General features: G+C 39.1%; 11 protein-coding genes. All 11 read right to left on the bottom strand.

Translation table 11 applies throughout. The features are described 5' to 3' along the window. Positions 1 to 11 precede the first annotated feature (11 nt). The 11 genes from ACN20O_RS08725 to ACN20O_RS08675 all read right to left on the bottom strand — a co-directional run bounded on the left by ACN20O_RS08725 (position 12) and on the right by ACN20O_RS08675 (position 15,194). Entirely contained in the window at positions 12 to 713 is a 702-nt protein-coding gene (locus ACN20O_RS08725; RefSeq protein ID WP_491639079.1) for a shikimate dehydrogenase family protein, read from the bottom strand. After that, complete coding sequence (locus ACN20O_RS08720) at positions 706 to 1,641, bottom strand: bifunctional riboflavin kinase/FAD synthetase (RefSeq protein WP_491639077.1); 936 nt, start codon at positions 1,639 to 1,641, stop codon at positions 706 to 708. The genes ACN20O_RS08725 and ACN20O_RS08720 overlap by 8 nt, the downstream gene beginning before the upstream one ends. After that, positions 1,638 to 3,350, bottom strand: a complete 1,713-nt coding sequence (locus tag ACN20O_RS08715) for a BatD family protein (RefSeq protein ID WP_491639076.1) — start codon at positions 3,348 to 3,350, stop codon at positions 1,638 to 1,640. Before ACN20O_RS08715 ends, ACN20O_RS08720 begins: the two co-directional genes overlap by 4 nt. Beyond that, entirely contained in the window at positions 3,350 to 5,179 is a 1,830-nt protein-coding gene (locus tag ACN20O_RS08710) for a vWA domain-containing protein (protein ID WP_491639074.1), read from the bottom strand. Before ACN20O_RS08710 ends, ACN20O_RS08715 begins: the two co-directional genes overlap by 1 nt. Beyond that, on the bottom strand, positions 5,176 to 6,162 hold the full coding sequence (locus ACN20O_RS08705; protein ID WP_491639072.1) for a VWA domain-containing protein: 987 nt from the start codon (positions 6,160 to 6,162) through the stop codon (positions 5,176 to 5,178). The genes ACN20O_RS08710 and ACN20O_RS08705 overlap by 4 nt, the downstream gene beginning before the upstream one ends. Next, on the bottom strand, positions 6,159 to 6,935 hold the full coding sequence (locus tag ACN20O_RS08700) for a hypothetical protein (RefSeq protein WP_491639070.1): 777 nt from the start codon (positions 6,933 to 6,935) through the stop codon (positions 6,159 to 6,161). The genes ACN20O_RS08705 and ACN20O_RS08700 overlap by 4 nt, the downstream gene beginning before the upstream one ends. Further along, entirely contained in the window at positions 6,932 to 7,777 is an 846-nt protein-coding gene (locus tag ACN20O_RS08695) for a DUF58 domain-containing protein (RefSeq protein WP_491639068.1), read from the bottom strand. Before ACN20O_RS08695 ends, ACN20O_RS08700 begins: the two co-directional genes overlap by 4 nt. A 3-nt stretch (positions 7,778 to 7,780) precedes the next feature. Then, positions 7,781 to 8,731 carry an AAA family ATPase gene (locus ACN20O_RS08690; protein WP_102241923.1) on the bottom strand — a complete coding sequence of 317 codons (951 nt, stop codon included), beginning with the start codon at positions 8,729 to 8,731 and terminating at the stop codon, positions 7,781 to 7,783. A gap of 3 nt (positions 8,732 to 8,734) precedes the next feature. Beyond that, positions 8,735 to 9,868, bottom strand: coding sequence for a class I SAM-dependent rRNA methyltransferase (locus tag ACN20O_RS08685; protein ID WP_491639065.1), 1,134 nt, complete (start codon positions 9,866 to 9,868; stop codon positions 8,735 to 8,737). A 181-nt stretch (positions 9,869 to 10,049) separates the two neighbouring features. Continuing rightward, complete coding sequence (locus ACN20O_RS08680) at positions 10,050 to 14,357, bottom strand: hypothetical protein (RefSeq protein ID WP_491639063.1); 4,308 nt, start codon at positions 14,355 to 14,357, stop codon at positions 10,050 to 10,052. 6 nt (positions 14,358 to 14,363) lie between these two features. Next, on the bottom strand, positions 14,364 to 15,194 hold the full coding sequence (locus ACN20O_RS08675) for a hypothetical protein (RefSeq protein WP_491639061.1): 831 nt from the start codon (positions 15,192 to 15,194) through the stop codon (positions 14,364 to 14,366). Between the last annotated feature and the right edge of the window lie 41 nt (positions 15,195 to 15,235).

The raw sequence follows: 15,235 nt of genomic DNA, 5'->3' as shown, positions 1-15,235 counted from the left end.
ATTCTGCGAGATTAGGAGAACTTACGATCAGACCAAAATGCTACAGCATAAAAAGCTTGTCGCTCAAGCATTTCGAGTCCATCTGTGTATTGATGAGTTTTAGCAGGCAATTGTGACGAATGAGGGGTGAAATTGTAATTAAAATCCCAAAAAAGAGCTGTTATTGGAAGATTTCCACTAAAAACAAATTCTCGAGCACAGGTGTTAATGACCAAAGGCCTCGCGTTTTTTTCATGAAAATAATCATTTAAATTAAGTTGATTAAAATCCTTTGTTAATTTTCTCGATAGCAAATGAAATGGTAATTGCAGATTCTTGAGCGCTTGTTGAGCGACAACTGACATGACTCCGTCGCCAAGAATAACGACTTCAAGTTGCCCGTATTTGATCTGCAAATCCTTTAAGATATCAACAATCGCCAGGTAGTCAGTATTTTCTCCCCAGATTTTATCTTTCCCTTTCTTGAGACAATTAATCGCTCCCAAGCTCTTTGCTGAATCTGTCAGTTCTACCTGTGAGAGGAAATGTTTTTTATAAGGAGAAGTAATGTTAATTCCATCGTATCTTGATAGCAGATCGCGGGCTTCTGGAATGTCATTTTCATCTTTGTAATCGAGCAAGTCGTAGTGAACATCAGGAGAGATAAGCTTTCTGTACATTTCCGGCGAGCGGGAATGAGCAATATCTTTTCCTACCAGGGCATACTTATTCATGTTTAAAGTAATCTCTTGCCAAGTCTGCATCAGTTTTAATCTGTACAACCAGGTCATTAACGCTTGGGAATTTTTTTTCGTCGCGAAGCTTTTTAATGAAGCTTACACGAATTTCTTCACCGTAAATGTCATGAGTAAAATCTAAAAGATGGCTTTCAACATGGACATCATACCCTGTATTGAATGTTGGATTGACTCCAATATTAGTGACTGAATTATACACCATGTCTTTAATTTTAACTTGTGTGATATAAACACCCTTGGCAGGGATGATCAGCTCTTTGTCATAACCTAAGTTGGCAGTAGGGAAACCAATTTTTTTTCCGCGCCCTTCACCTTTGATTACTCTTCCAGAGAGAAAATAATTTCTTCCTAAAAGTTCACTGGCCTTCTCGATGCTTCCCGACTGAATAGCTGTTCTTACTTCTGTTGATGAAACTGGAGAGCTTTTCACTTTAAATTCTTGTTGCAGGATAAGCGAAGTCTTTCTTGAATCGCAAAAAGTTTTGGCCACGTGAAAGTCGCCCGACTTGTTGGCCCCAAAAGCAAAATCGTGACCTAGATAAATTTTGGCGATTCCATCAAAAGAAAAAATAAATTTATCTAAGAAGGCTTCTGGTGAAAGTGTACTGAAATCTCTCGTGAAATCAATTTCCAAAAGGTAATCCACTCCGCACTCTGCCAGCAGTTCTCTTCTTTCTGCATAAGTGTTAATTAAAAAACCTGTATGAGACTTGAGAATCTGTAGTGGGTGAGGAACAAAAGTCACAACCACGAATTTTGCGTGATCCTGAACACTATCTTTTTTGATGTGAGCAAGAAACTCTCTGTGCCCCAAATGAACACCGTCAAAGTTTCCAATCGTCACATTGATTTTATTTTCGTTATAAATGCTTTTAAGTTCTTTAAGGTCTTTTACTACAATCATATATTCTTCATCAGTTCATCAAAGTGCTTTTTCTCAAACACAATGTTGCGCCCGTTAGAATTTCTCGATTGGGCGTAGGTTCCACCTTCCGTGAAGCTTAGAGCATTTCTAAAATACTCTTTTGATTCCGGTTTAAGGTTACTTTCATTTATAACATTTATAATTGAAATACCACCCGACGACATCTTATTTGTTTTATCCAGGGCCGCTAATACCCTATAAAGCTCAGAGTAGTTAAGGCCTTTTTTCTTTAACATCTTCACGTCGCGCTTAATCAAGCTGTGAAGATCAGAAGGACCTGCTGACTTCATGCCAGAAAGCCCCCACTGAACACCGATGATCACTAAGGTAAAACCTAGGATGGTATTTAATACCATAAAGCCACGGTCAAACCAGCGCCCTTGAGACTTAAAGCTTGGGGCCACTAAACCAATGGCATTTTTCTCAATTGTTTTCGTATTTTTAGCAAAAAGGTTGTTCAAAAAATTGTTATCATCAGAACCTTGTGCCTGAGGATTTTGAGCTGCTTCTTGTTTATTTCCACCACTGCCAGAATTGGCCATGGCCGTTCCACTGACTTCTAAAGCAGGGATAGACACCTTCTTTTCAATGTACCTTCCAGATGAAGGATCGAAGTAAGACAGCGCGAGGTCTCTGGCCGCGATGTTTACCGGGCCTCTGGCGAGCAGAGTGTATTCAAAAAGTTTTTTAGCTGCTTGTGTTCCGATCTCGGTAACTTCAGATTTTGTATCAAATTGCTCTAAGTTATTGTCAGCATAAATAACAGGTGCATCCAGATTTTCCAGAGCTCCCTTACCTTTTGCTTCCAGCTTGATTTCGATTGGCTCATTAACCAGGTATTTCGACTTTGGGATGCTTAAAGAGAACTCATGCTCCCCTACTAGCCCGGTAAAACTTGCGGGCACGCCCTCTGTTGGCAAAGGAAGAACTTCAATTTCTACGCGAGAGCTTGAAAGATCTTTATTTCTCGCACGCTGGTTGAAACCAAAACCGCTATAGTCATTTTCATAGACCTGAACCGAAATCTTCATTGGATCAAGGACAGCAGTTCCCGTTTTTTCCGGATACAAGCGGGCCGAATAGGCCAGGATTCTTTTTAACACTTGCCCTTTATACTGAACTGTTTCCACTGGGGAGTTGATATGATGAAATCTTTTAATGAATTTATTTAACTTAGGAAACTCTTTAACATCATTAGCGGCAATTGAGCTCTTAAAGTAAAGGTAGTAATTAACATCCAATCCTTCACCAAGATAAACCTTGGTTTTAGAAGCTTCTGCTTCGATGAAAGCATCCGGGATTCTTCTTGGTTCGCTTAAGACATTAATGCGCACTTCTTTAACAGGAATGGTCTTACCATTCATTTCGACCTTAATGTTTCTTAAATAAACTTGCCCTGATCTTTCAGCTTGAAGTTCATAAACGACTGCTTGTTCTTTTGTCGTCGTAAATTTTCCATTGATAACAACTGTTGAAATAGAAAGACCTTGTGATCTTTTTCCTAATACAGAAGCTCCGTATGGCGTGAATGAAATGTAAGGTTCTTCACTCCCAGAGGCTTTGATTTTGAATGTAACAAAAAAGCTCTCATTGATGACACCTTCTTTAGGTTCAACTTCGACTTCAACATCCTCTGCTCTTAATGCAAAGGAAAATAAAAGGAACATTAATAACATTATAACTTTCATTACCAATCTCTCTTTGGTTTAGATGAGCCTCTTTCATTAGTAGAGGTATCCATCATCTTCTTTTGCAGTTCGCGGTCATCACTCATTATCTGTTTTACCATCGCTGGAGTTTTTACCATTCGGCGTTTCTGCTCAATCATTTTTTCTTTTTCTTCTAGCGATTGAGGTTTTGTCGGCTCCGGGCGATCTGGTTTATCGAGATCTTTAGGATCTTTTTTATCTTTGTCGTCTTTATCCTTGCCTTCACTCTCATCTTTCTTTTTATTTTGATCCTGGCTTCCTTTGCCATCTTTATTGTCTTTATTTTCCTTGCCGTTTTTGCCTTCTTTGCCTTTATCGTCTTTTTTATTCTGATCGTCTTTTTCCTGACCTTCTTTTCCTTCTTTGCCCTTGTCGTCTTTGTTATCTTCCTTGTCTTTCTTGTCTTGTTTATCGTTTTTGTCCTTACTCTTTCCTCCGCCCTGATTCATAGTCAGAAGAATGTTATGGCGCATTCGGTTTTTAATTTCTTCATTTTTTGCATTTTTAAAAATATCCTGAATCAAAGGCAGGGCCGCATCAAGTTGGTTTGTCTTTAAAAGTGCAGTTGCACGGTTGAAGAGCACTTCTTGCTCATCACCATCTTTGGCGTACTCTTTATAAAGTTCATTGGCCCTTTGATCCTCATTATTTTTCATGAGGTTCTCAGCAATTTTTAATACTTCTTTACGATTGGCCTTCCCTTTCTTCATCTTATCCATATCTCTTAAAAGAGCCGCTGGAAGTTGTTTTGTTGGTTTTTGCTCTTCATCCTGAGCATGAGCTGAGCTACCTCCAAGGAAAGAGAAAAGAAGAAGAGCAATACTGACAATTTTTTTAAAACTACCAAAGCGACCGAAGATGACCGATACACAGTAAACAATGATGGCCGGAATTAAAATCAGATGCGAGAAAACTGGGCGAATCCTCATATCACCTTTTCCATGGGCCTTGTTATAGGTTCCGCGGAAAAAGTTTAGAATATCCTCAGTTGGAAGAGAGTATGAGTTAGCGATCCAATATTTATAGTTTTTAACATTTTTTCCAATTTTTTTGATGTAGTTTTCATCAAGCCTTGTTATGACCGGCTCACCTTTTTGAGTTTTATAACCTCTAAAACTTCCATCATCCCAGCGAAGTGGGATATTTCCCCCTTTTGCAGTACCAATACCTACGACGGCCAGGTTGATATTATTTCCAAGTTCAACATCCATTCCATCTTCACTTTCTTCAGCATCAGTAAAAACTAGAATATTTCCCACCGCTGATTTTTTATCTCCTTCAAAATCAAAATAGCCAACGGCCTCAGCAATGGCCTGAGAGATATTTGATCCACCAGAAACAGAGTTGGTCTTTTCCATTGCCGCCAGTCTTGAATCTAATAGGTCCACATCATCCGTAAAAGGAATAAGTCGTTTTTGAATATCGGAGAAAAGAACCACTGAAATCTGGTGTCCGGCCGCATTTTTTACAAAGTGACGAGCAAGCTGAATCGCTTTTCCAAAACGGCTTGGGCGCACATCTTCGGCCAGCATACTCGCAGAACTGTCCAGGATAATAATTGTTCTCTGGTCTGGCAGGACTGACTTTACTCTTTCTTCAGGACCTCTTAAGTCTAAAAGAGAGGCCAGCATTAAAAAGATACTCACAATGTAAAAGAAAGCTGAGAATCTGCTCATCCAGCTTCTTTCAAAAAACCAGTAGGTTTTTACCCAGTTAAAATACTTGCGGTTAAGAAACGCCAGCACAAATGCAAAGGCCAATGCTCCAGCAACAATGTGGGGAAGATATTGAGTGTTAACAAAATTCATGGTCCCTCCCTTAACAATAGGCGGCGACCAAGTTCAGCGGCAATAAGAAGAAGAACACCGTTTAGAAGAAATCTAAAAAATAGCTCTTCGTAAATAATTTTTCCACTTTGCTCAATTTGTGTTCTTTCCAGTTTATTGATGTCTTTAAGTACGTTTTCCAAAGCGCGGTTATCTCGGGCCATGTAAAACTTCCCGCCAGTTAATTTGGCGATTTCCTGAAGACCCTTTTCATCAACACTTCCTCCTGGAATCATTTGGTAGCGTTGAACACCAAACATATTTGGCCCAACTGGGATTCTGGCATCGCGGGCCCCACCGATACCAATCGTGTAGATTTTAATTTTTTGTTCAGCTGCCATCTCTGCAGCTTGCAGCGGCGTTAACGTCCCTACGTTACTCACCCCGTCCGTAAGCAGAATAATGACTTTGTTTTTAGCCAGTGATTGAAGAAGTCGCCCTACGCCTAAAGCGAGAGCATCACCGATATTGGTTCCATCTCCGAGAGCACCCAGCTTAATTTGAGCGACCATTTTGTTAATTAAATTTAAGTCTGTTGAAAGTGGAAGTAGCGTGAAAACTTTCTCTGCAAAAATGACAATCCCAATTCTATCCTGTGGAAACAGAGAAACGAACTCTTGAATCTTTTGCTTAGCTGCTTCAAAACGGTTTGGTTTTAAGTCTTCGGCCAGCATTGAGCGCGAAAGATCCAAAACGACAAAAATATCATTAACTTCAATAGTATTTTTATCCATTCCCATCGGACGTCTTGGCCCGGCAAGAGCGAAGGCGATATATAACCATCCGGCCACTCCAACAATAAAGAAAATCGAACGTAACAAAGGAAATCCCTTCTTTTTATATTTTTTAGGGATAAAAAGCTGAGGCTTCTTAAAAATATAAAAGAAACTAATGATCCAAAAGATCAGGCCAACGGCGCCCCAGATAGCGTAATGAATATGTTGAAATTCGTAATTCAAACTCATTTTTCAAAGCTCCTTCTGATAATATCAAAAGAAGCCCTCACTTCATTTAACTCTTCGTTGTTCCAGTCTTTTTTAAATTGATACTGATTAAGAGTTTTTAAAAACTCTAAGTGTGCCGGAGCTTTATCTGTAAGCAATGCCAGCCACTGGTTTTTTTCTTTATATAACTTTTCAAAATCTTCACGTTTGCTGGCGACTCTAAAAAGTTCGTCGTATTTTTTTCTGTCTTTTTTTGCTTGATCCGGTCTTAGGTTAATCAAATGTTCTTTGATCTTTTGCCTTTTAACAAATCCTAAAATCATAAGAATAATTCCCGCCCCGGTAAGGATCATCCAAAGTCTTGAGGAATCAAGTGATTGGTCTAAAATATAAAATTCCTGGCTTTTATCTCCAAGAGGAGTGACTTTAACATCGCCAGAGCGAAGCTCAATTATTGCTTGGTTATACTTAAAAACATAGATAGGTTCTACCTTTGTCGACTTTATAATAAAAAGTCCTTTAAGCTCAACGACATCGGCATTATTTGGAGAAGGTGCAAGACTTGTGATCTGCGCCAGGTAAAAAGCATTAAATAATGTGTCCTTTTCTAATTTTTTAAACTGCGTAAGGTCGGCATTCTCAATCGGCCACACGCGAATTGTGGCTTCAATAATATCTCCCTCTTTAAACTGACTGATATTTTGTGCTGGAAGAAATTCGCTATTGATCGTTTGTGCCCAAACAATATTGATGGTCAAAAGTAGACAAAACACAAAGGAGTAGATCGTTTTCATCTCATCTCCTTTACAAAATTTTCCAGGTACTTTTCCTGGATTCTCAGCCGTCTAAAGCGTTTTCCAAACTCATTATTTAAATCTTTTTTCCCAGAGAAATCATACTTCCCCACTGTCGATCTGGTATTTGGCCCAGAAGAAGCGTGAAGAGAATAAGGCAATGTCTTAGCTTCATCCAAAGGCGACAGAAGCTGGAAGCAGTGGACATTTGAGCGGACAAGCAGCTTTTTTAAAATATCGCTGTCTACAAAATCGTTAAAGTCGGAAAGGAGAATGATTTCCCTTTTTCTACTTAGATGCTTCATAATCGAGATATATTTTTGTTTGCTATTCACATTTTCTTCAACATATCTTTCAGTATTGATTTTTCCCTTACTCGTCAGGATCTTCTTTTCTTCCAATGTTGATATCAGATGAGTAATCCCCTGGTCGCCAGAGAGCTTTGGCACATTAATCACTTCATCTGTTACAATAAGTGCGTGAACAAAATCATTCGTTTCTTTGGCCAAAAGATAAAGCAAGCAACAGATTTCAATGGCAGCCTGGAGTTTTGAGACTCCATTAAAGCCCGTCATCATTGTCGATGAAGCATCAATCACTACAACGATCTCAACATTTCTTTCTTCGTTGAATGTTTTAACGTAAGGATTGCTGGTTTTGGCGAGAATTTTCCAGTCGATAAATCTGATGTCATCGCCGAAGGTATAAACCTGGTGTTCTTTAAACTGAAGTCCGGTTCCTTTGATGTTAGTCTTCAACATCCCAATAGAATGGGAATTCGCCCTTCTAAACAGATTGGCGCGAAGTTTACCGACAACTTTTCTGACTTCGTTAATATTCATAATTTACACTAGTGACTTAGCAATCTTTAGAGCTACATCAGCTCCCTTAAAATTATCAATTGAAGCTTCGTAAGAAAGAATCAATCTGTGTCCAAGAATACTTGGGACAATTTTTAAGATATGGTCTGGTGTTACAAAGTCTTTTCCATCCATGAAGGCCATGAACTTAGAAACTTTATAAAGCCAGATAACTGCCCTTGGTGAAGCCCCTGAAATAATCACCCCGTTATACTCTTTCGGGAAAAACTCTGAACCAGGTCTTGTGGCATGGACGATTTTAACAATCAGGTCTTTGATTTTGTCGTCAACATATATATTTTCAACAATCTCTTGAGCTGTAATCAGATCATCCGTCGAAAGAACAGCTTCAAGTTTATTAAGAGCACTCTTCTTTAAATCCAGGATGTTCTTTTCTGCTTTAAATGAAGGGTAATCAACATTGATCTTCATCATAAAACGGTCAAGCTGAGCTTCCGGAAGTTGATATGTTCCTTCCTGCTCAATTGGGTTTTGAGTCGCCAGTACGACGAAAGGAGAAGAAAGCCTGTGTGTTTCATCCCCAATAGTCACTTGTTTTTCGGCCATCGCTTCAAGTAAAGCGGCCTGAACTTTTGCTGGCGCACGGTTGATCTCATCGGCAAGCAGAAGCTGCGTAAAAATCGGCCCGAATTTGGTACTAAACTCTTCGTTCTTCTGGCTATAAATCATCGTCCCGATAAGATCTGATGGCAAAAGATCGGGGGTAAACTGGATTCTTTTAAAAGAAAGATCACAAAGTTTACTGATGGTTGAAACTGAAAGCGTCTTACCTAGACCAGGCATCCCTTCAATCAGTAAGTGACCTTCGCAAATAAGTGAGGCCATAATCGCATCCAGCAAATTATCCTGTCCAAAGATAATTCCCTTGGCTTCTTTAAGTGCTTCATTAATGCGTGCGCGAACTTCCGTGCTCATAAATTACCCTCTACTAACAAAATAAACTAAATATTTAATGTAAAAACTTTTATCGTTAAATCCACTAAATGGATGATCGAAACCTTGTGCCCCCAAATCTAGCAAATGAACCTTCTGTGAATTTTTAATGGCCGCATCTTGAACTGTCTTATCTAGCTCTTCATAATTCACATGGTGAGTGCAAGACGCCACTACCATTACAGCCTCGTCATTAAGAAGTTTCATCGTCTTTAAGTGAAGCTTTTCATAACCCTGGAGTGCTGTTATTTTATTTTTCTCTGACTTCGTAAAAGCTGGAGGATCACTAACAATGACATCGTACTTCTTTCCTGCTGCAATCGAAGAATCAATAAATTTAAAAACATCCGAGCGTGTAAATTTCCCTCGCCCTTCAAAGCCATTCATCTTTAAATGACTAACGGTGACTTCTTCCATGTTTCCTTGATCGACGAATTCAACATGTTCAACGCCAGCTGAAAGCATATGCAGTCCCCAGCTTCCCACGTAAGAAAATAAATCAAGGCCTGCTTTTTTCACAAACGATGTGCGCTTTAAAAGATTTGCCAGTTTGCTTCTGTTTTCACGATGGTCATAGTAATAACCAATTTTTTGCATAACTTGCTGAGTGATTTTATATTTCAGACCATTCTCTAAAACATCCAGGTCTTCACTGATTTTTTCCGGCTCATGAATCGGTAGAACTTCAGCCTTGCGGTACTCTGGGTTATCAAAGAAAAGAACTTTTTGATCTGGGTAGCGTTTTACAATTTCGGCCTTAATCAAGTCGCGAAATCTATCCATTCCTGCTGTATTTATTTGAGCAAAAATATATTTTTGATACTTATCCACAATGATTCCCGGAAGGGCATCATTCATTCCATAAACGAGTCTTGCACCATGATTATAGTCGAGAAAAAATTCTCTTTTTCTGAAAGCAGTCTGTAAATGTTCAACGATGATTTCTTTAGCAAGAGTTTCTTCATCAGTTTTTATGTTCACTTTCTTCTGAACATCTTCTTTTAAAATTTTAATTTTATAAAAGCTCTCAGCATACGGATTGATGTATGCGATATAATTTTTTTTGGCTTGTTGATCTTCAATGATCACCCACTCACCTGGACGCAGACCTTTTGGCATTTCAAAAAGATCTTTTTCAGAGAGTTCGCGCTCACCACGAGCGACTTTCAGAGAAGACTTGTTTTGGAGAATTAGTGCTTTCAGAGCTGGCCTCGAGAGAAGATAAAATACTGTTATCTCTATAGTATAGAAGGAGTTTATTTTTCTTCAACAAGGAAGGGAAATGTTTTAATTGATTGAATCAGTTAAGTTTAAAAGGAGGCTTCACTTCTTTGATCTTAAGCGCTGGGAGCAGGTCATCGATCATGCGGGTTAGTTGATCAAAGTTTTCGACTAATAGCTTGCGCGTGGCCACTTTGAAGTAAGTTTCACCGCTAGATGATTTCTTATTAAGGTATTTAACAACATTGGCCATTTCATCAAAGTGATAATTGGCCGGACAATCTGTAGTTCTTCCACTGCAAACCACGTTTTTTGTCGTAAAGTTCATATAATCTCTGATTGGAGTCAGGTCTACTCTTTCAGCATTTGCCACGCGTGACAGGTTTTGTCCTACGGCCTTAAACCATGAAGCCTGGTTCTCATGTAAAACATCCAGGTAACGGTAATCATCACGGATTAGGAAATACGTCTGAGCAACAAATTTTGGGTTCTCCATAGAACCAAGTAGTAAATCTAATCCCTTTACAGTTTTGCCAGTGTTGCCGGCAAGCCTTGGGTCGGCCTGGTCATCAAAAAGTACTGTCTGAAGAACATTGAAGACATCATTTAACACTAAATAAGCTGTGTTCTTTTCCGGAACCTTAGTGGATTCAAGAGACTCAATAAAGAAAGTCAGGGCGGTATTAAGTGGCCTGAAAGCATCGATCACTTTCATATCTGTCGGCATGAAATTTTTAAGCGTCGGATAGTAATCGACTACTCTTTCAAGCGCCAAAAACATTTGTAGCAAATTATTGTTTTTGTAACGACTGTATTGCGATTCATCTTTTGGCGTCACTCCAAAGACTACATCTGGAGTCCCAAGATAAGACCCAATTAATAACACTCTGGCAATTGTATCTTCTACTAAGCGTGTTTCATTGTAGTTAAGAGAAGCGGCCCAATCGATTGTCTGATTGATCATATTTTGATTTTCACCAGATGGGACTGCAATGACTTTTCTCAGGAGTCTTTCAGCAGAAGGGACAGCCTGAGGTAGGTCGAAACCATAAAGAAGGGCATCATTGACACGATTCACTCGATCGCTTTCAATAAACTTATCAAACTCAGCTCTCGTTCTACCAACTCTATCGCGGATAACTCGGGCCACGTTAGACCACATATTCATCGCAGTCATTTCGCCTAAAACTCGGCCATTATGTTGAACCAGGTATTCATCTTTTAATGGGAAGAGTTGAACTTCCTGCGCCTTCTTCGCTGAAGAAGCAACAAGAGTTTGTTCAAATGTCTTCAAAAAATTTCCGTAAGTCAGTTTCTTTTCTAACCCGCGGCCGTTATTAACATCAAGAAGAGAATCAAAAGTTTCAAGCGCATTTCTTCCTTCGCGAAGATCGCTGTCACTCATTGAGCGTCCACAACGAATTCCAGGAATTTTAAGACATTTTGCAAGAAGCCCTTTTCTTTTATCGACTTCATCATTGTAATCGTCGGCCTGAGTAACGGCATTCAGGAAAGCAACACCAAGATAGTTGTTTCCAAAACGCACATCGCGGATAACGACTTCTACTCTTTCCAGAACTGTCAGAACTTCATTTGACGATTTTCCGGCCGGGTTAACATAAGTGTTTTTAATACGGTTAACCGAAAGATCTTTATCAGAAGTATCGTACATATACTTCATCGTTTCTTTTAAAGTCATGCGGTACTTTTTCGTCTTTTTGCCATTAAGAGGAATATTTAATCCTTCACCTGGCTTAAGCGCGACTAACAATTGGTTAACAGCTGTCCCTTGCTCTTTTTCCCAAACAGTCGCCAGGTATTTGGCAATATTGTTCGTGTGTTTTTTAACCACTTCCTTAGATGGACATGGATTGGGAGCAACAAACTGATTGATGACTTTTTCACATTCAAAGGCCGGGTCGTAACTACCAGAAAGAGATGTTTGAGCTTTTGCCAATTTTCCACTTTTTACCCAATCAGAGTAATTATTCATTAATGTGGCAGCATTTTTTGAAACAGTATTGGCGTAAGCAAAATTCTGCTCGCGAGTGAATGTTTTAAGCATTGCATTTCTGTGAATCAGGTTTTCTTCTGGTTTCACACTTAGCCATTTTGTCAGCCAATCCAAATTCTTTTCGATTAAAGCGGCCGCTTTTTTATCTTCAAGATGATAACGGCTTGCCGTCATTAAATAACGAACACCATCTTTCGTTGGCAATTGAGAATCAATATCTCCAAGAAGTGTATTTAGAATATTTGCAGTTCCGAGAGTCGTGTTGAGCATATAAGGGCTCATTAGACCTTTTTCACTTAAAATAGTGTCTTCGCTTCCCGAACCAGGATTAAACTCTTTATAAGTCTCTTCAATTGAGTTCATCCAGCCAAACATTCTAAAGGCAATGTTTTCGCTGGTAACCTTTGTACAAGCCACTGGAAGTCTTCTTACTAGTTGATAAAATCCATTCTCAAGCTCGCTGAATTTTTGCATACATTCAACGACAGCTTTGGTGTCATAGTCTGGATCACTTCCTGGATCATACACAACTTTAAACTTATAGCGCTCCATACGAGAGCGAGTGACATACTCATCAGCTTTTCTATAGGCCAACTCCTCTTTTGCTGAGGCATTGATATTTGATCCGTTAGAAATAACTTCAAGCACCTTTAAGATCTGGTCTCTTCCAAAAAAACGCTTAAAGTCAGCCAGTGTTTCTTTTCCGGCAAACTGGTTAAACATGTCCTGCAGAGAAAGGTAAGACATTTCTTCATCAGCTTCAGAGCCCATCCACTTATCTTTGAAAACAGGCTGGACATCTCTGATGTCATCCATGAACTTTGTATAAAAATCAAAAAGAAGAACGAACTGTGTATCATTATCAAAGTGACGATCAACAAAGTTAAAAACGAAGTTCTTCTCTGTTGAATTAAAGAAACTCCAGAAATCGGCAACGCCTTTAAATTTTGGATCATACTCTTCCTTCAAGAACTCTTGAGAAAGCTCGCCGAGATTAATGTAAGCTTCCGGTGGAAGCTTTTGTAGGACATCAAAAAGCACCGGATAAAAATCGCGAGTACGCTTGATGATTTGTTCATTTAGTGTGTTGGCATTTGAAAATAAATCACTGGCGATAATGTCGAATAGATAGAGATTTTCTGCGAAAGTTTTATCTAAATCCCCTTTCGCTGTTGTATTTGCGGCCAGGAATTTAATTAGATCATAGAACTTCTTTTCACCAAGGAAAGTTGAAAGATTAGTCATCATTCTGATGAAATTAACATCGTACTTGTTTGTCAGAAGCTCGCGGCAGATCTCTGTCGACATTTTAAGACCAACAATTGTCGAGGCTGAGTAATCGTAATATCCTTTATAATCTCTTATTTTTAGAACTGTTACGTAATCGGCCAGGTGAGTTTTGAAGTTGAATTCGACCAACTCATTTGGGTCCATTGTGTTTTTAATCGTACAATTAAAACCTTCATCGTAGGCCTGTTTTAATCCTTTGATCTCTCCGACAAAAATCGGATTGGCCAGGATTGGGTATTCAACTAAGTCTCTGAATTTCTCACGAGACATTTTGACATCATTAAGCCAACCATAAATCCACGGATGTCCATTTTTATTCCCAGTCAAAAGAACTTTAGGTAAAAACTCGCGGTCTTCTTGCCCCAGTCCCTTTTTCACTTTGTCTGCCATGGCATCAACTAACTTCAAACGAAGAGCAATAAAAAGCGCATCAGTTTTAAACTTATTAACTTCACCTCTAAGCTTTTCTTCATCTGATGCACTAATGGCCTGAGTAAGACTCTTAACCACCATTGAGGCACGATCAATCGTTTCAGGAGGTGTATCAACCAACCTGATAATATTTTTTAATGAGCGTTTTGTCGGAATATTGGCCAGGCGATCCTGACAAACCTCATCTGAAGGATTGTCCACACACTTGAGCATGGTCTTAACAGAGTCAAAAAAGTTTGTTTCGTTAAGAGCAACTAAAACACGACTTAAGTCATCCAGGCCCTTTTTAGAATCAAGCTCTCTGATATTTTTAAAAACCTTATCTCGACGTGCTAGATTTTCAACAAACTCTTTATCGATCGGGGCCATGAAATGGTTCCATGAAGAACCTTGAACTCTTTTAATGGACTGATACATTGACGGAAATTCGTCTGACCACTTGGTACATTTAAAGAGCATCAGAACGTTCTGGTGAAGCAGAACTCCTTTATTGAAATTAACCTGGCTACAAGCTTCGAGTCTTTCGATCTCCTGCTGAGTGGCCACTTCACCTCCATCAATGCTTGGCGACTCTTGCTTAGAGCAAGAGAAGTTTAGCAGTACTAAAGCTGCTAACAAGCTTGTCGTGAGGTGTTTTATCTTTAACTTCAAATTAACCTATCTTCTTAAGCCTTCAGTCATAAAGCGCTGTGCTTTTCCTGTATTAACTTCATAATTTGAAAAGCGAATCACTGAACCAGATTCACTCTTAACTTTCTTCTCTTTTTCTTTTCCATGTGCCGGGATCACTGCTTCAGTTACGTTTTTAACTGTAACCTTTGAAGGAAAACCCATTCCTTGGAAAGTAGCATACTCTACAGTGTTTGTTGTCGTTGCGACAGCAGTTCCTTGTTTCGTCGTTGTTACGATTTTATCCATAACAAGTTTGTTATTACTCCACGACTTTGGCGTCTGGAAAAACTCTGTCTTAACTTGCGAATAAGCAACATTGGTTTCAACTGTTTTCAAGCGGCCTGTTTTATCGAAAGTAATATCCACTTCCGGTACGGCCATAGTATATGTATCATCGATGGCCTTAATGAGTTTACCATCGGCAATTGGTGCTGCTTTAAGCGTATAACCTTTAAACTTCTCAGAGAATCTCTCAGGGATGATGAATTCCAGTTTTCCTTTAATGAGTGCCGCTAAATCATCGCGCACTTCCTGAAATCCTTTTGGTAGACCCAGTACTTCAATTTTGTACTGAGAAGGAGAAAGCCAATAAATTTTAAAATAAACATCAGTTAACTTTCCGAAGTTCCCTGCCTTATTCAGAATATCGACCAACTTTTCAATGCGGGCCTCGAAAACTAGATCGTTCAGGCCGCTTTTTTGTGGATCATAATTTCTAATTTCATATTGTTCAATTTCTTCAATCTTAGTCTGTGACCACGCCACCGTGTTAAATATGGTGAAGATTGAAGCTGTTAGTAAAAAGAAAGTTTTCATTTTGACTTTACCCCTAAATATAATATCTATTCTATAGAGTG

The sequence above is a fragment of the Bacteriovorax sp. As-1 genome, assembly GCF_058446905.1.
Note: the sequence above shows the minus strand (reverse complement) of the source record. Positions and strands in the feature narration are given on the sequence as shown.